This window comes from Bacillus sp. FSL R7-0685 (assembly GCF_038002425.1).
Lineage (GTDB): Bacteria > Bacillota > Bacilli > Bacillales > Bacillaceae > Bacillus > Bacillus subtilis.
On sequence record NZ_JBBOCN010000001.1, the window covers coordinates 475,088 to 492,906 of the forward strand.

At 45.6% G+C, this 17,819-nt stretch carries 16 protein-coding genes; 14 read left to right on the plus strand and 2 right to left on the minus strand.

What is annotated here, in order from left to right:
- Positions 1-17 precede the first annotated feature (17 nt).
- From MKY50_RS02470 to MKY50_RS02480, 3 genes are all read left to right on the plus strand, one after another.
- Positions 18-920, plus strand: a complete 903-nt coding sequence (locus MKY50_RS02470) for an aldo/keto reductase (protein ID WP_341116109.1) — start codon at positions 18-20, stop codon at positions 918-920.
- A 185-nt stretch (positions 921-1,105) separates the two neighbouring features.
- Positions 1,106-3,190 carry a mannitol operon transcriptional activator MtlR gene (mtlR, locus tag MKY50_RS02475; protein WP_341116110.1) on the plus strand — a complete coding sequence of 695 codons (2,085 nt, stop codon included), beginning with the start codon at positions 1,106-1,108 and terminating at the stop codon, positions 3,188-3,190.
- 211 nt (positions 3,191-3,401) lie between these two features.
- Positions 3,402-4,913, plus strand: coding sequence for a class I adenylate-forming enzyme family protein (locus MKY50_RS02480; RefSeq protein WP_014478863.1), 1,512 nt, complete (start codon positions 3,402-3,404; stop codon positions 4,911-4,913).
- 19 nt (positions 4,914-4,932) lie between these two features.
- On the opposite strand, the gene MKY50_RS02485 is transcribed toward MKY50_RS02480, so the two are convergent.
- A complete protein-coding gene (locus MKY50_RS02485) occupies positions 4,933-5,529 on the minus strand; it encodes a class I SAM-dependent methyltransferase (RefSeq protein ID WP_014478864.1) in 597 nt (198 codons plus the stop codon).
- Between the two features lie 154 nt (positions 5,530-5,683).
- On the opposite strand from MKY50_RS02485, the gene MKY50_RS02490 reads away from it, so the two are divergent.
- The 5 genes from MKY50_RS02490 to amj all read left to right on the plus strand — a co-directional run bounded on the left by MKY50_RS02490 (position 5,684) and on the right by amj (position 9,517).
- Positions 5,684-6,544 (plus strand): SDR family oxidoreductase, encoded by an 861-nt coding sequence (locus MKY50_RS02490; RefSeq protein WP_003246648.1) that lies wholly within the window; start codon positions 5,684-5,686, stop codon positions 6,542-6,544.
- Between the two features lie 15 nt (positions 6,545-6,559).
- Positions 6,560-7,063, plus strand: a complete 504-nt coding sequence (gene lyxE / locus MKY50_RS02495; RefSeq protein ID WP_003234400.1) for a D-lyxose ketol-isomerase — start codon at positions 6,560-6,562, stop codon at positions 7,061-7,063.
- Between the two features lie 87 nt (positions 7,064-7,150).
- Positions 7,151-7,702, plus strand: a complete 552-nt coding sequence (locus tag MKY50_RS02500) for a GNAT family N-acetyltransferase (RefSeq protein ID WP_014478866.1) — start codon at positions 7,151-7,153, stop codon at positions 7,700-7,702.
- 77 nt (positions 7,703-7,779) lie between these two features.
- Positions 7,780-8,202 carry a pyridoxamine 5'-phosphate oxidase family protein gene (locus tag MKY50_RS02505; protein ID WP_003234396.1) on the plus strand — a complete coding sequence of 141 codons (423 nt, stop codon included), beginning with the start codon at positions 7,780-7,782 and terminating at the stop codon, positions 8,200-8,202.
- Positions 8,203-8,707: 505 nt separating this feature from the next.
- Complete coding sequence (gene amj, locus MKY50_RS02510) at positions 8,708-9,517, plus strand: lipid II flippase Amj (RefSeq protein ID WP_061891247.1); 810 nt, start codon at positions 8,708-8,710, stop codon at positions 9,515-9,517.
- Positions 9,518-9,561: 44 nt separating this feature from the next.
- Here amj and MKY50_RS02515 read toward each other — a convergent pair whose 3' ends face one another.
- Positions 9,562-9,852 (minus strand): DUF3817 domain-containing protein, encoded by a 291-nt coding sequence (locus MKY50_RS02515; protein ID WP_015252794.1) that lies wholly within the window; start codon positions 9,850-9,852, stop codon positions 9,562-9,564.
- Positions 9,853-10,036: 184 nt separating this feature from the next.
- Between MKY50_RS02515 and lrpC the strand changes: the two genes are divergently transcribed.
- From lrpC to MKY50_RS02545, 6 genes are all read left to right on the plus strand, one after another.
- A complete protein-coding gene (gene lrpC, locus MKY50_RS02520) occupies positions 10,037-10,471 on the plus strand; it encodes a transcriptional regulator LrpC (RefSeq protein WP_031315644.1) in 435 nt (144 codons plus the stop codon).
- A gap of 64 nt (positions 10,472-10,535) precedes the next feature.
- Positions 10,536-12,719: a DNA topoisomerase III gene (locus tag MKY50_RS02525; RefSeq protein ID WP_341116111.1), complete on the plus strand. Its 2,184-nt coding sequence runs from the start codon at positions 10,536-10,538 to the stop codon at positions 12,717-12,719.
- A gap of 202 nt (positions 12,720-12,921) precedes the next feature.
- Positions 12,922-14,010 carry a hypothetical protein gene (locus tag MKY50_RS02530; protein WP_015252792.1) on the plus strand — a complete coding sequence of 363 codons (1,089 nt, stop codon included), beginning with the start codon at positions 12,922-12,924 and terminating at the stop codon, positions 14,008-14,010.
- Positions 13,991-14,842: a cyclic-di-GMP receptor EpsK gene (epsK, locus tag MKY50_RS02535; protein ID WP_121572534.1), complete on the plus strand. Its 852-nt coding sequence runs from the start codon at positions 13,991-13,993 to the stop codon at positions 14,840-14,842. The genes MKY50_RS02530 and epsK overlap by 20 nt, the downstream gene beginning before the upstream one ends.
- Positions 14,843-14,852: 10 nt before the next feature.
- Positions 14,853-16,562, plus strand: coding sequence for a DUF2334 domain-containing protein (locus tag MKY50_RS02540; RefSeq protein WP_341117281.1), 1,710 nt, complete (start codon positions 14,853-14,855; stop codon positions 16,560-16,562).
- Positions 16,555-17,817, plus strand: a complete 1,263-nt coding sequence (locus tag MKY50_RS02545; protein WP_341116114.1) for a glycosyltransferase family 2 protein — start codon at positions 16,555-16,557, stop codon at positions 17,815-17,817. The genes MKY50_RS02540 and MKY50_RS02545 overlap by 8 nt, the downstream gene beginning before the upstream one ends.
- Positions 17,818-17,819: the final 2 nt, after the last annotated feature.

Sequence of the window (17,819 nt, forward strand, 5' to 3'; positions counted from 1 at the left end):
GAAAAGAGGGATTTTGCATGCAGCGTATTCAATTGGCGGAGGATCTTCAATTTTCAAGAGTCATACACGGGCTTTGGCGGCTGAATGAATGGAACTATTCAGATGCTGAACTTCTGAGCCTCATTGAATGGTGTATCGATCACGGCATCACGACCTTTGATCATGCGGATATTTATGGAGGCTATACGTGCGAAAAGCTGTTTGGAAACGCCCTTGCCCTTTCACCTGGATTAAGAGAAAACATAGAGCTGGTCTCAAAATGCGGTATCGTTCTTGAATCGCCTGAACGGCCCGCTCACAGATCGCATCATTATAACACAAGCAAATCGCATATTTTGGCATCCGTTGAGCAATCGCTTATGAACTTTAGGACGGATTATATTGATGTGCTGTTGATTCACAGACCGGACCCGCTCATGGATCCGGAGGGGGTAGCAGAGGCGTTTCAGGCCTTGAAATGCTCTGGCAAGGTCAGGTACTTTGGCGTTTCAAATTTTAAAGATCACCAGTATCGGATGCTGGAATCATATTTGCCTGAGAGGCTCGTAACCAACCAGATTGAGCTTTCCGCATACGAATTAGAAAATATGCTCGACGGCACTTTGAACCTGTGCCAGGAAAAACGAATTCCGCCGATGGCTTGGTCGCCTCTGGCAGGCGGCAAAGTATTCACTGAAAACACGGATAAAGACCGACGTGTCCGTACGGCGCTTGAATCCGTCCAAGGGGAAATCGGCGCCGCTTCATTGGACGAGGTCATGTACGCATGGCTGTATACGCATCCGGCCGGCATCATGCCGATTGTCGGAAGCGGAAAGCGCGAGCGGATTTCCGCCGCGATAAATGCGTTGTCATACAAGCTTGACCAGGATCAATGGTTCCGCATTTTTACAGCCGTACAGGGTTACGATATTCCATAAAAAGCATCAGTTTACCAGCTGATGCTTTTTCAATATTGTCACACCGCTTAGTGCCAAATTACCATTTATAAGTGATTGATTCTTTCTTGAAAGCGTTTTATATTAAAAGGAAACCTCTCTATATCCTCTACTGCATCTCCTTGCGACTTCATCCGCACATCAAGATTGGCTAGGAGGTCTTTTTTATGTATATGACTGCCAGAGAACAAAAGCTGTTAAAGCACTTATTATTACAAAACAGATATATAACCGTAACTGAGCTTGCTGAGCTGATGCAAGTCAGCACGAGAACCATTCACAGGGAACTCAAATCAATTAAACCGCTGATGGAAACCGTGGGGCTTACGTTAGATAAACAGCCCGGTAAAGGGTTGAAAGCAGTGGGAAGTCCCGAGGGTAAACAAAAGCTGCTTACTGATTTATCATATGAACAGCATGAATACAGCGCCGACGAACGGAAACTGCTCATTCTTTGTTCGTTATTAGAGTCTCAGGAGCCCGTCAAACTGTACACGCTTGCTCATGATCTCCAGGTGACGAATGCCACGGTCAGCTATGACTTAGATGAGCTCGAGAAGTGGATTTCTCCCTTTGGACTGACACTGATCCGCAAAAGAGGTTTTGGCATCCAGCTCATAGGGCCGGAGAATGCGAAACGGAAAATTGTCGGCAACTTGATTGTGAACCGTCTCGACATCCAAATGTTTTTGGAAGCGGTTGAATTAAACATTAAAGGAAAAGCCGATTCTTCAGAGAAAATGTTCGGGGTTGTCAGCAAAGGTGAGCTGTTAAAAATGGAGCGCATCTTATTTCAGCTCAAAGAAAAAATCGCTTTTTCATTGTCCGATAGCTCCTATATAGCGCTCGTCGTCCATCTGACGTATGCGATCGAACGAATTAAGCTTGGGGAAACTATCACCATGGAGCAAAATGAGCTTGAGGAACTGAAGAATGCGAAGGAATACAGCTCCGCTCTTGAAATCGCGGGCGAGCTTGAACGTGCCTTCGGCGTGACGATTCCAGAGGCGGAGGTCGGCTATATTACAATCCACCTTCGAAGCGCCAATCGAAAATACAAAACAGAATACAAAGCGCAGGAAATTGAGCTGGAAACAGCCCTGCAAACAAAGCGGCTCATTGCTTTTATTTCAGACAAAATCAGAATGGATCTAACGAAAAACTACTCTTTATATGAAGGCTTGATTGCCCATTTGGAGCCGGCCGTCAGCCGCATAAAAGAAAATATTGAGATATACAATCCGATGAAGGAACAGATCAAGCGCGATTATTTTCTGCTTTATATGGCGATCGAAGAAGGCGTCGAAAAGTATTTTCCGGGCATGTCCTTTTCTGATGATGAAATCGCTTTTATCGTTCTTCACTTTGGCTCGGCTCTTGAAATCAAAAAAGAAGAAGCAAAAGTGAAAGCGCTTGTCGTCTGCTCAAGCGGGATCGGCTCCTCGAAAATGCTTGCCTCCAGACTGAAAAAAGAGCTGCCGGAAATTGAATCGTTTGATATGTCATCCCTGATCGAGCTAAAGGGGAAGGATGTTCAAGCCTATGATATGATTGTGTCCACTGTACCGATTCCTTATGAAAACATTGATTACATCATGGTCAGCCCGCTATTAAATGAGGAAGACGCAAACCAGGTCAAGCAGTATATCAAGCGGAAGATCCCCCTTATTCTTAACAAAAAAAGAAGCCCGAAGGAAGAGGCGCAGCAAGCTGATGTACCTGACATGCTGGAGGCGGCGGAAAGCATAGGGCGGTATATGGAAGTTATCCAAGATGTTCTGCGCCATTTTACGCTAGCTCAACTCAAAACAAACCCGGACCATAGCATGCTTCTGCTAGAGCTTTTTCAACAGCTGAAGAAGGATGGCCTGATCCGTGATCCGGAAAAAGCCGCGGTTTGCCTGGCTGAGCGGGAGAAACAAGGGGGATTGGGAATCCCCGAAACAAACATGGCGCTTTATCATCTCAAAAATGATGAAATCGTCCTGCCTTTTTTCAAAATGTTTGATCTCAGCACCTCCTATGAAGTGGATGGCATGGACGGAAATACCCTCAGGATGACACGCATTCTCGTCATGATGGCACCTGGCTCATTATCTGCTGAAGGCTCGGAGATTTTAAGCGCGATCAGCTCGGCAATTATCGAGAGCGGAGAAAGCATGGCGGGGTTTCAGGAAGAAGGAGAACAAGAATTGTATCAGCGGTTAAACCGCATATTTTTCACATGGATGAAAGAAAAAAACATACTGTAAACCTGCATGGCACACGTCAAAAATTTGGCGTGTGTTTTTCTGTGGATGGGGAACAAAATAAGAAAATGTGGGACTATTTTATCATTCAGTATTGGAATAATTCCAAAATGAAATAGTTTTACAAGTTATCTTTTTTGGGTTAAAATGGGTGAGGTAAGGAAGAAAATCTAACAAATTATTGAAGATTCAAGAGAATATAGGAGATGACGATATGGAAACATTACAGCATCTGATTCTGCATGACATGCCGAATAGCGAAGAAATAGAGGCTGTAAAAAGCGGAGACCATACACTGACATATAAAGGTTACCGTAAACGGATTAATCAGCTGGCGAATGCCATGCTTCAAAAAGGAATTCAAAAGGGTGACCGTGTTGCATTGCTTTGCAAAAACGGCCATCCCGCATCAACTGTTATGTTCGCCGCGCTTGAAATAGGTGCTGTTGTCGTACCTGTCAGCTGGCAGCTGAAACCATATGAAATGACAGGCATTTTAAAAGCAAGTGAACCGAAAGCGATGTTTTACGGAGCGGAGTTTAAAGAGATACTGGATGAAGTTCTACCTGAATTGTCCTCACTGTGTGTAACAATGGAAACAGGAACAGCTTACGAAACATCTGCTGAATTTGAAGCGCTGTTTGCAGGTCCTGATCATTTGCCAGAGACGGAAATGGTTTCACCTGATGATACAGCACTTCTGATGTTTACATCTGGAACAACGGGAAACCCGAAAAGATGCATGATTACACATGGCGGCATATACAGATACGTTAAAAAATCCAACAGCTCAATAGCACGTATGAAGGGCCTTCGTTTTCTCGCGTGCCATCCGATTTATCATACGAGTGCGCTCATTTGCATCATGCTTGGAACGTTTGCAGAAACAACCTTTGTGTTTACAAAGGATCAAGATCCTGTTCACATGCTGAAGGTCATTGAAGAAGAGAAAATTCAGACCGTGATGGCTCTTCCTGTGTTTTACACGTATTTGCTTGAGGCGTGGGAAACGCACCAAACTGACTTATCTTCGCTTGTGATTTTAATGACAGGCGGAACAAAAGTGCCGAGCAGCCTAATCCGCCGCTATCTTGATATTGGCATTCCGCTCGCGCATGGCTATGGAAGTACTGAGGCTTGGGGCATCAGCACATGGACGCCTGATATGGGAATGGATAAAGCGGCATCTGCAGGAAAACCTGTGGCAGGTGTTAAAGTCAAAGTGGAAGATCCTCTGACCGGAGAAGAACTTCCTCAAGGAGAAATCGGCGAAATCGTTGTTCATACTCCATTCTTATTTAAAGGCTATGAAGACAATCCTGAAGCAACAGCGAAAGTGCTGCAAAATGGATGGTTTAGAACCGGAGATTCAGGATATGTAGATGAAGATGGCTTTATTTTCATCACGGGACGCTACAAGGATGTCATTATTTACGGAGGCGATAACGTCTATCCTGATCAGGTTGAAGAAGTTATCCAGCAGATCCCGGGAATCCTTGAAACGGCTGTGGTCGGTATTCCAGACCCGCTTTACGGTGAAAAACCGAAAGCTTTTATCGTGAAAAATGGCGGCCAGCGCATCACAGAAGAGGATGTCATCGCATTTTGTAAAGAACGCCTGTCCGCTTACAAAATACCTGAAGTTGAATTTGTTAACGAACTGCCGAAAAACAACCTTGGCAAGGTGAAAAAAGACGTCCTGCGCAATCAGGCTGTACATTCATAAAAGAAGAAGCCCGTCCACTTTATGTGGCGGGCTTCTTTGCACTTGCACAGACGGAAAGCTCAGGCTTAATGTTCTTAAATTGTATATCAATGTCTTCGAAGCCGGCTGCTTTAAAGTCAGCAATCATCTGTCTTCCAAATGATTTGGTTTTTTCAGGACTGGCATCCGCTTCCCGCGGCTGCATCGTAATGGCTGCTTTGCCGCCTGGCTTTAATGCCCGATAAATCTGTTTCATGCCTTTTGTTTGGTCATTCCAAATGGTGTAGTTGTTAACGGAAATCACTTTATCATAAAACGAGGCGGGGAGAGGAAATGTCTCGATGCTTCCTTGTATCAGGCGTACGCCCTTTGGTTTCACTCTGCGGGCGGCCAGCTTCAGCATGGCCTCTGACACATCAATCCCATGAAGATGAACATCCTTCTCGCGTTTCAGCATCTGCTGCATGCAGTATCCCGGGCCAAACCCGACTTCTAAAATGCTGTCCCCGCGCGTGATACCCAGCTGATTGATTGTCCACTGATTCAGTGTTTGATTTTCAGCAGCCATGATGTACCCGGCAATCATGCCGATGACGCCCTTTGGCCTGCTGAATCTTCTAGAAAGCATGTTAATCATTCAGCAACCAACCTCCTTTTTGAGTTATTTCCTCCAAGCGTTCCATGTGAAACATTTTTCTGATAAAGCAATGCGAAGGTGCCAAGCCATGTTTATCCAAAGAGTGTGTGAGGTACACAACAAATAGACATGAAAACAAAGGAGGAGAATCATCATGGCAAATTATCCAAAAGAACTGCCGGCACAAACTCAAAGTCGCCAGCCGGGAATTGAAAGCGAAATGAATCCAAGTCCGGTGTATGAGTACGAGGATTATAAAGGAGCAGACAAATTAAAAGGAAAAGTAGCTCTTATTACAGGCGGCGACAGCGGGATCGGACGCGCGGTTTCCGTCGCTTACGCAAAGGAAGGCGCAGACATCGCCATTGTGTATAAGGATGAGCATGAAGACGCTGAGGAGACGAAGAAACGTGTTGAACAAGAAGGCGTAAAATGCCTGCTGATTGCTGGTGACGTAGGTGAAGAGGAATTCTGCAATGAAGCGGTTGAAAAAACGGTCAAGGAACTAGGCGGCCTTGACATCCTTGTCAACAATGCAGGTGAACAGCATCCGAAGGAAAGCATCAAAGATATTACGAGCGAACAGCTTCACCGCACATTCAAAACAAATTTTTATTCTCAATTTTATTTGACTAAAAAAGCAATTGATTACCTGAAACCGGGCAGCGCCATCATCAATACGACATCCATCAACCCGTACGTAGGGAACCCGACACTGATTGATTATACAGCGACAAAAGGGGCGATCAATGCCTTTACAAGAACAATGGCGCAGGCGCTTGTCAAAGACGGCATCCGTGTAAATGCAGTCGCGCCGGGTCCAATTTGGACGCCACTAATCCCAGCTACGTTCCCTGAAGAAACAGTTGCTCAATTTGGGCAAGATACGCCGATGGGCCGTCCTGGACAGCCTGTTGAGCACGTCGGCTGTTATGTGCTTCTGGCATCAGATGAGTCCTCTTACATGACAGGTCAGACCCTGCATGTCAACGGCGGAAACTTTGTGACGACATAAGAGGGAGTGAGACATATGGGCATCACGAAAGAAGAAGTGAACAGCTACTATCAAAAAGCAGGGATTGTATTAACGGACGAGGAAGTAGACCAAATCCAGCTGATGGATTACGGCTTAGGAAAAGAAAGAAAAGTCGGGCTCCAGCTCTTCGTCTACGTCAATACAGACCGTTATTGTTCAAAGGAATTGGTGCTGTTTCCGGGACAGACTTGCCCGGAACACCGCCATCCGCCGGTCGACGGCCAGGAAGGCAAGCAGGAGACCTTCCGCTGCCGCTACGGAAAAGTGTATCTTTACGTAGAAGGAGAAAAAACGCCACTTCCAAAAGTTCTCCCTCCTCAGGAAGACAGAGAACACTATACGGTCTGGCACGAAATTGAGCTAGAACCGGGCGGGCAATATACAATCCCCCCGAATACAAAGCATTGGTTCCAGGCCGGGGAAGAAGGTGCCGTCGTGACGGAAATGTCATCGACGAGCACGGATAAACATGATATCTTTACCGATCCAAGAATATAAGGATGAGGCTTAGCAGCCCATCCTTTTTTGTATTGAAAAAAACAGAATCATCGATATAATGGGTGAAAAAGGAAAGAGGGCGAAGCGATGTTCACTTGCAAGGTAAATGAGCACATCACCATCCGATTATTGGAGCCGAATGATGCGGAGCGGCTGGCCGAACTCATTATCCAAAATCAGCAGCGGCTCAGCCAGTGGCTGTTTTGGGCGGAAAATCCAAGCAGCGCTGACACGTACAGAGAAACCATCATTCCAGAATGGCGGCATCAGTATGCAGACCTGAACGGCATTGAGGCGGGGCTCCTTTATGACGGCAGCCTATGCGGCATGATCAGCCTGCATAACCTTGATCAAGTGAATCGAAAGGCTGAAATCGGATATTGGATTGCTAAAGACTTTGAAGGGAAAGGCATTATTACAGCTGCCTGCCGAAAACTCATTACGTATGCTTTTGAAGAGCTTGAGCTGAATCGTGTGGCGATCTGTGCGGCTGTCGGAAACGAAAAAAGCAGAGCGGTTCCGGAGCGGATCGGGTTTCTAGAGGAAGGAAGGGCACGGGATGGCTTATACGTAAACGGCAGGCATCACGACCTCGTCTACTACAGTCTGTTAAAGCGTGAATGGGAAGGCGAAAAATAAAGAGCACACTTTCTTGTTTAAATCTTCCCCGGATGTGGAAAAGTAACAGCGGAGACGTTAAAAAGGAGTGATTCGAGATGAATCAGCAAGACATTAAACAAAAAGTGCTTGATGTTCTAGATCACCATAAAGTAGGTTCGCTCGCAACGGTTCAAAAGGGCAAACCGCATTCCCGCTACATGACTTTTTTCCATGACGGGCTGACGATTTACACACCGACAAGCAAGGAAACTCATAAAGCAGAAGAAATTGAGAACAACCCCAATGTCCACATTTTATTAGGCTATGATTGTGAAGGCTTTGGCGACGCATATGTCGAAGTTGCCGGAAAAGCCAAAATCAACAATTCGGCAGAACTCAAGGACAAAATATGGAGTTCCAAATTAGAGCGCTGGTTTGACGGCAAGGATGATCCGAATCTGGTGATTCTTGAAATTGAACCGGAGGATATCAGATTAATGAATGCCGGGGAGAAAACACCGGTCTCACTCGAACTATAAAAAATTTGTGTTTTCAGGGGCGATATGTTATTATGAATAGCTAGTAAGAAAAATAAGCAAATAAAAAAGAAAGTAAACTTCTTTTTTCTGTTTTGAGAGAGAAGCTTACCGCTTCCCAAGCAGCATAACCAGCTGCCCTTATTCTTTTCCTTCATAACAAATCGCCCCTAACGATGAGATGGAAAAAAGACTTTTTTGTTTTACAATTCACACCGGCGCGGCTTCGGAGCCGCAGTGACGATTGAGAGGTAGGGCTTTCGTTGTCTTGTGTTCAAGAAATTTCCATGGTGTTTACTTTCCAGAATGATTCTTCGGAACAATGCTTTATGAATCTAACCCGCCTGACTTGGCGGATGATATAATCTTTATTTGCGTATAGAAAAGAATAAGACAAACCGCCCGGCGTACGCCGGACGGTTTTTTTATTGCAAAAAACACATCGTACTGAAACCTCCTTGTCTTCATTCCAGTCTTATCTCTAGGATGAAATTGGAGGAAGAATAACGTGCATGTCATTACAACACAAGTACTTTTTATTTTTTGTTTTTTATTGCTGATTCACTCGATAGAAACTTTAGCCTATGCCACAAGGCTTTCCGGGGCCCGCGTTGGATTTATTGCGTCCGCGCTTTCTCTGTTTAATGTCATGGTCATCGTATCCAGAATGTCGAACATGGTGCAGCAGCCCTTTACCGGGCATTTAATTGATGATGCTGGAAAAAACGCACTGGCGATTGTAGGGGAGCAGTTCCGCTTTTTAATTTTCGGATCGACAGTCGGCACCATTTTGGGCATTATCCTGCTCCCGTCTTTTGTCGCTCTTTTTTCACGGGCGATTATTCACTTGGCGGGCGGCGGCGGCTCCGTTTTTCAAGTTTTCCGAAAGGGATTCTCGAAACAAGGATTCAAAAATGCCCTTTCCTATTTGCGTCTGCCGTCTATTTCATATGTAAAAGGATTTCATATGCGCTTGATTCCGAAGCGTTTGTTTGTCATCAACATGCTGATCACATCGATTTATACGATTGGCGTGCTTTCGGCTTTATACGCAGGCCTTCTGGCGCCGGAGCGCAGCACGACAGCCGTCATGGCTTCGGGTTTGATCAACGGAATTGCGACGATGCTGCTGGCCATTTTTGTTGATCCTAAAGTATCCGTTCTAGCTGATGATGTGGCAAAAGGAAAACGAAGCTATCTCTATTTAAAATGGACCTCTATCACAATGGTCACATCAAGGGTGGCGGGCACACTCCTCGCCCAGCTCATGTTTATTCCGGGGGCCTACTATATCGCGTGGCTGACAAAGTGGTTTTAATAAGAAAGGCTGGATCATAAAGATCCAGCCTTTTTTGCATTCCCTTATTTATATTTCCTTAATCCGCGGTCGTACAAAAAATTTCCGAATGGGACGAAAGCAGCGACGAAGCCGGCAGCTGACCATTTCAGCGGCCATTTGACAGAGAAGGTTGCATAAGCCAAGACAAGCAAATACAAAATGAACAACCCGCCGTGAACCGAACCGACAATTGTCACCGCAAGCGGAAGGCCTGCCCAATATTTAAGCGGCATAGCGATGAACAACAGGATTAAGAGTGACATTCCTTCAATAAAACCCATCGTGCGAAGTCTTCCGATCGGCGTGTGCAGCATAAATCGCCCTCCTTGTGGACACGTTTTCATTTTATACTATAAACAATCCGGAGGGGCATATGACAGCTTTTAAAAAATGTTCGGAAAACATTCATTTTTACATGCCTTTTCTAGGGAACTGTACTTGTCATTTACAAAAATACCCGAGATAATGTGTACAAAATCAAAAAAGAAGGATGTTGAAATGAAACTTGACCAGATTGATCTGAATATCATTGAGGAGCTGAAGAAGGACAGCCGTTTGTCGATGAGGGAATTAGGCAGAAAAATTAAGCTGTCGCCTCCATCTGTAACAGAACGGGTAAGACAGCTTGAATCGTTTGGCATCATCAAGCAATACACGCTGGAGGTCGACCAGAAAAAACTGGGGCTTCCCGTTTCCTGTATTGTGGAAGCAACCGTTAAAAACGCGGATTACGAGCGGTTCAAAAGCTATATTCAAATATTGCCGAATATTGAATTTTGCTACCGGATTGCAGGTGCAGCCTGCTATATGCTGAAAATCAATGCCGAAAGCCTCGAAGCGGTAGAAGATTTCATTAACAAAACATCGCCCTACGCGCAAACCGTCACTCACGTCATTTTCTCAGAAATTGACACGAAAAACGGGCGCGGTTAGAGAGTGCCGCGTGAAGTCTGTTATAATAACAGGATGAGCGCGAAAGAAAGAGAAGTGATCAAGCATGTCAAAAACAGTAGTATTAGCTGAAAAACCTTCAGTCGGCCGGGATTTAGCCCGGGTGCTGAAGTGCAATAAAAAAGGAAACGGTTATCTCGAAGGCGATCAATATATTGTGACCTGGGCTTTAGGCCATTTGGTGACGCTTGCTGATCCAGAAGGCTACGGAAAAGAATTTCAATCATGGCGCCTAGAGGATCTGCCGATTATCCCAGAACCCTTAAAGCTTGTGGTAATAAAAAAAACCGGAAAGCAGTTCAATGCAGTCAAATCCCAGCTTACCCGTAAAGACGTCAATCAGATTGTCATCGCGACTGACGCAGGCCGGGAAGGTGAGCTTGTTGCGCGCTGGATCATTGAGAAAGCGAATGTCCGAAAACCAATCAAGCGGCTGTGGATTTCATCTGTGACGGATAAAGCGATCAAGGAAGGTTTTCAGAAGCTGCGCAGCGGCAAAGAATATGAAAACCTGTACCATTCTGCCGTCGCCAGAGCGGAAGCGGATTGGATTGTGGGGATCAACGCCACCCGTGCACTTACCACAAAATTCAATGCCCAGCTCTCATGCGGTCGTGTGCAGACTCCGACGCTTGCCATGATTGCAAAGCGCGAGGCAGACATTCAAGCGTTTACGCCCGTTCCGTATTACGGTATACGTGCTGCAGTCGACGGCATGGCGCTGACGTGGCAGGATAAGAAATCAAAGCAGACGAGAACGTTCAATCAAGATGTAACAAGCCGTCTGCTAAAAAATCTCCAAGGAAAGCAAGCGGTCGTAGCTGAGCTGAAAAAAACAGCGAAAAAAAGCTTTGCGCCTGCGCTTTATGATTTAACGGAGCTGCAGCGTGACGCCCACAAGCGCTTCGGTTTTTCTGCCAAAGAAACGCTTTCTGTCCTGCAGAAGCTATATGAGCAGCATAAGCTCGTCACATATCCGCGGACGGACTCTAGATTTTTATCCAGTGACATCGTCCCGACGTTAAAAGACCGTCTGGAAGGCATGGAAGTAAAACCGTATGCCCAATATGTCAGCCAAATTAAAAAACGCGGCATTAAATCTCATAAAGGATATGTCAATGACGCGAAGGTGTCAGACCACCACGCGATTATCCCGACCGAAGAGCCGCTCGTTCTCAGCAGTCTGAGTGATAAAGAACGAAAGCTGTATGACCTGATTGCGAAACGTTTCCTGGCTGTATTAATGCCTGCATTCGAATATGAGGAAACAAAGGTCATCGCAGAAATCGGCGGAGAAACCTTTACGGCGAAAGGCAAAACCGTGCAGTCGCAAGGGTGGAAAGCCGTTTATGATATGGCGGATGAGGATGATGAGCAGGAGGATGACAGAGATCAGACACTTCCTGCGCTTCAAAAAGGCGACACACTTGCCGTCCGCACGTTAACGGAAACAAGCGGCCAAACGAAGCCGCCTGCCCGCTTTAATGAAGGAACCTTGCTGTCAGCGATGGAAAACCCAAGCGCGTTTATGCAGGGAGAAGAAAAAGGCCTCGTCAAAACGCTTGGAGAAACAGGCGGCCTCGGCACGGTGGCAACGCGTGCCGACATTATTGAAAAACTGTTCAACAGCTTTTTAATCGAGAAAAAAGGCCAAGATATTTTTATCACATCTAAAGGAAAACAGCTCCTGCAGCTTGTTCCGGAGGATCTGAAATCACCGGCCTTAACAGCAGAATGGGAGCAAAAGCTGTCTGCGATCGCGGCCGGCAAATTGAAATCGGCTGTTTTTATTAAAGATATGAAGGCTTACGCTCACCAAACGGTAAAAGAAATCAAAAACAGCAGCCAAACCTTCCGACATGACAACATTACGGGAACGGCATGTCCGGAATGCGGCAAAATGATGCTGAAAGTAAACGGCAAACGCGGGACGATGCTCGTGTGCCAAGATCGTGAATGCGGAAGCAAAAAAACGATTGCCCGAAAAACAAACGCACGCTGCCCAAATTGCCATAAAAGAATGGAGCTTCGCGGCCAAGGCGAGGGCCAAACCTTTGCGTGTGTGTGCGGTCACCGTGAAAAGCTCTCTGTATTTGAAAAACGAAAAAACAAAGACAAAGCGCGTGCTACCAAACGGGACGTATCCTCTTATATGAAAAAACAAAATAAAGATGAGCCGATTAACAACGCGCTGGCAGAACAGCTGAAAAAACTCGGTTTGGATAAATAATAAAAAAACCTGTGCCTATCGCACAGGTTTTTTTAGTGGACTTAGGTCCTGTTTTCTTAATGTTCAAAAAGGGGAAAAAAAGCTAGCAATCTGCATTTTTTTCTTTTATAGTAAATGTACTTTGTAACATGGCAGTCATATTTTCGTCTATAACTATTTGTGAGCGTCTGATTTGCTTCAGGCGACAAAGGGGGATTTGCCTGTGAGGCATGTACTAATTGCTGTCATCTTATTCTTCTTATCTATCGGACTTTCCGCAGGGTGTGCTGAAGCTGGAAACAAGACCCAAAATCAGTCGGCGATAGAAGTGAATGCCAGCCCGCTCCAGCCGGCGGAATATTTCATCTATCACAATTTAATGAATGACCAAGGGCTGATCAAAACCGATTTTTCAGACCAGCCTTCTTACTTGTCGGAATCTCTCGGCCTGTGGATGGAGTTTCTGCTCAGCAAAAATGACGCACCGCATTTCCAGGATCAATATCAGCATCTGACTGATTCATTTCTGATGAGCAATCACTTGGTGACGTGGAAGATTCAAAATGGCCAAGCGAGCGGGACGAATGCGCTGATAGATGATATGAGAATTATGCTGTCTCTTGACCAAGCCGCCGCAAAATGGGGCCGCAGCGACTACGCGCAAACGGCTAGGGATATCGGCACGTCTTTGAAGACATACAATATGAACAACGGGTTTTTTACAGACTTTTACGACTCACAGGCCGCTTCAAAGGATGTGACGCTTTCATACGTCATGCCTGATGCCTTAGCTGTCTTAAAGAAGAATGGAATCATAGACGAAGAAACAGAACAGCGGAATGCCAATGTTCTCTATTCAGCTCCTTTAAAAAATGGCTTTCTGCCGAAGACATACAGCTCGGAGACGAAGGAATACACATATGATAGTGAAATCAACCTGATTGATCAGCTTTACGCTGCTTGGCATTTGCCGGAAGGGGATGAAAAAGCATCTGTTTTAGCGGATTGGATCAAGCAGGAATTTCAGAAAAACGGAAAGCTGTACGGGCGGTATTCGGCAGATACGAAGGAGCCTGCCGTCCAATATGAGTCTCCATCCGTATATGCATTAGCCGTATTGTTTTTGACAAAACAGCATGAAAACAGTTCTGTCATCAAAGCCATATATGACAGAATGAATGACTTTGAAATTCATGATCCGGTGAAATCGTATTATGGAGGCTATATGAGCGGCACTCAGACGCATTCATTTGACAATCTGCTGCCGCTGTTAGCCGAAAGGAAGCTTTTTAATGAAAATATCATTCAGTGAATCACAAAAATTATTTGCTTATTTTTCAGGGCTCATCGCGGCCCTGTCTTTGTTTATTTATTATGTGTCAGCCCAGCAATCAGAAGGTGCTCTGATCCTTTGCATCACATTTGGCGTCATCGCCGCAGGCATCTGGTTCGGCCCGATTTACGCGCTGGCAGTGACCTTAATCGTACTCTTTGTTCTCGGCACCTTAATGATGTTTTTCCAGACTGGACAGGCTGCGTTATTTCCGGCTGAGGAAGGGCTGCGAATGCTTGTCGTGTGGGGAATCGCGCTTTTGCTGTTTTCTTTTATTTCTGGAAGAATCCACGATATTACAGCAGAGCTTCGGCGCTCGATTACACGGCTTCAATCCGAAATTAAAAGCTATGTTGCTGTTGACAGAGTGACTGGTTTTGATAACAAGCAAAGGATGAAGCTGGAACTTTCAGAAGAAATCAAGCGGGCGGAGCGCTACGGCAATTCTTTTGTGTTTTTGCTGCTCCATATGCATTATTTCAAAGAGTTTAAGTCTTTGTACGGTGAAAAAGAAACGGACCGCCTCTTCCAATATGTCGGTCAGCAAATCAGGACAAGCGTTCGGGAAACGGATAAGAAATTCCGTCCCTCTGACGAGCGTATCGGGATCGTGCTGACGCACACGCCTGCTGAACATATGCCGGCCGTTCTGACTAAGCTGAAGAAACAATTGGATACATATCAGCTGGAAAATGGAAAGTATGTGTCGCTTACGTTCCACGTTTGCTATTTGCCCTACCGCAACGATATCAAAACAGCTGATCAATTTTTAGAAGAACTGGAAAACGAGATGATGATGAATGAACTATAAAGGAATCACATTGCTATGCGTCATGATGTTTCTATTTTCAGCTATTGCGTCTTTTCCCGTTTCTGCGCAAGCGAAAGATCAGGATGCCGGCATTCTCATCATCTATTCAACCTTGGATGGCAAAGAGTCGTCACAAGTCAAAATGCTCGATTTGCTTGCGGGCCACTTTACATCCCATGTGACAGTCAAAAAAGATTCAGACGTTGAAGCGTCGGATCTCAAAGGGAAAGACCATGTGATTTATTACGGCCAAACGAAAAGAAAGCTCAGCAAAAAATTGCTGTCTCTGATCAGCGGCGTAAAAAAAACGGTTGTCGCCATTGGCTATAACGCAGGTCAAATCAGCCAATTTTCCGGGCTTTCATTAGCCCGCAAAGAAAATGTGTTTCAGGTTCACAGCAGGTCGGAAAAGGCCGATGTGTCTCTGGAAAGCGGGCTTAACGTGCTGAGTGTATCAGGCCTGAAAGGAACGGCGCTTTACACCTTCAAAGCCGATGACGGCACAACGCATTCTTTTATATGGAAAACAAAAAAAGGGAATGTGTACATTGGATTAACAAATTTGTTAAATGACAATTTGATCGTGGCGAAACAGCTCAGAGAAGCTTTCGGAGAGAAGGCGGGGACGACGTTATTGTATTTGCGTCTCGAGGATATCAGCCCGATGTCTGATGAAAAATTGCTGCTCCAAGCCGGTACATACCTGCATAAGCGGCATATTCCTTTTATCCTGGCGGTCATTCCGGTTTATTTGAACCCGGAAACAGGCGACAAAGTGTATTTGTCTGATCAACCGAAGATGGTCAAGGTGCTGAAGAAGCTGCAAAGCATGGGCGGCAGTATCATTGTTCACGGTTATACTCACGCTTATCGCTACAGTGAAACAGGAGAGGGCTTTGAATTTTGGGATGCAAAGGCGGATCAGCCGATTACATCCGGAAATGCCGAAGACCCCCCGTCCATTTTGGAGAAAGAACAGGACTTCCCGAACGAACAAGCCTATCACAGCTATCTCGAACCATTTCGGGAAAAGGAAGAAACGTATACAAAACAAAAACTGACGCGTGCCATTGAGGATTTGACATCATCGGGTCTTTACCCGCTGGCGTTTGAAGCGCCGCATTACACGATGTCCGATTATGGCTATCAAATCGCCTCGCAGTATTTTACAAGCATTTTCGGCCAGGTCCAGCTCAGCAGCACAACATGGAAAACATCCGGTGCACCTCCGTTTGTGACTGCTCCTTCGATGTTGCACGGAATGACGCTTTATCCGGAAACGATCGGCTTTGTCGACACATCGAAGCAAAACCCGCTCGGTGAGATGGAGGAGCACATCTCCCGGATGATTGATTTTGAAGGCGGAGTAGCCGGAGGATTTTATCACCCGTACCTCGGGATGAAATATCTGCCGGAGCTGGTTGATCAGATGGAACGCATTCCAGACAGTGAATGGCTTGATTTAAAGAAAACGAAACAAACCGTCAAAACAGACAAAGTGGAAATTCATACAAGCGGTGACGGAATGATTCAGGTGAAAAACGGCGTAAGCGCCATTGACGAGTTTTTCGATCATCATCGCCAAACCCCTCTGGAAAAGGCGTTATGGATTCTCTCCGCTGTTGTGCTCTTATTTGTCATCATGTTTGTCAGTTATACGTTTTACTTGAGAGTCACATTGAAAAAACGAATTTTTAAGGAGAGAAGAAGCCTTGGGTAATACGCTGTTCTTTATCTCGCTAAGTTTAATATGGGTTATGCTTCTCTATCACATGTTCCTCATGCAGGGCGGGTTTCGCCACTATATGACCTTCGATCGGAATATCCCGAAGTGGAGAGAAAATATGAAGGAACTGCCGAAGGTCAGCGTCCTCATCCCGGCGCATAACGAAGAGGTTGTGATTCGGCAGACGCTGAAGGCGATGGTCAACCTTTATTATCCGAAGGACCGGCTGGAGATTATCGTCGTTAATGATAATTCATCAGACCGGACGGGTGATATCGTCAATGAATTTTCCGAGAAATACGATTTCATCAAAATGGTGATTACGAAGCCGCCAAATGCAGGAAAAGGAAAATCCTCTGCACTTAACTCGGGTTTTGCCGAATCGAACGGCGATGTGATCTGTGTGTATGACGCCGACAACACGCCTGAGAAAATGGCCGTGTATTACCTCGTGCTCGGCCTGATGAATGACGAAAAGGCAGGCGCCGTGGTAGGGAAATTCCGCGTCATCAATGCGGCAAAGACGCTGCTGACGAGGTTTATTAATATCGAAACGATCTGTTTTCAGTGGATGGCCCAGGGAGGCAGATGGAAGTGGTTCAAAATCGCCACGATCCCAGGCACCAACTTCGCGATCCGCAGAAGCATTATCGAAAAGCTCGGAGGCTGGGATGACAAAGCGCTCGCTGAGGATACTGAGCTGACCATCCGGGTATATAATCTCGGCTATCACATCCGCTTTTTCCCTGCCGCCATCACGTGGGAGCAGGAACCGGAAACATGGAAGGTATGGTGGCGCCAGCGCACCCGATGGGCGCGCGGCAATCAATATGTCGTGCTCAAATTTTTGGCGCAGTTTTTTAAGCTGAAACGAAAACGGATTATCTTTGATTTGTTTTATTTTTTCTTTACGTACTTTCTGTTTTTCTTTGGCGTGATCATGTCAAATGCGATTTTTGTAGTGAATTTGTTTTATGATTTGCATTTGTCTGTTGGATTTTTGGCAATGATTCTCTGGATTTTGGCGTTTTTCTTATTTATGACAGAGGTCATGATTACGTTGAGCATTGAAAAAACAGAAATGAACAAGCAAAACTTTTTTATCGTATTTCTCATGTACTTCACATACTCGCAGGCATGGATTGTGCTTGTTATCTACTCTTTATTCGTAGAAATCAAGCACCGTTTATTCAAGCAAGAGGTCAAATGGTACAAGACAGAACGATACAATCAACATAAAAGCGGGTGACC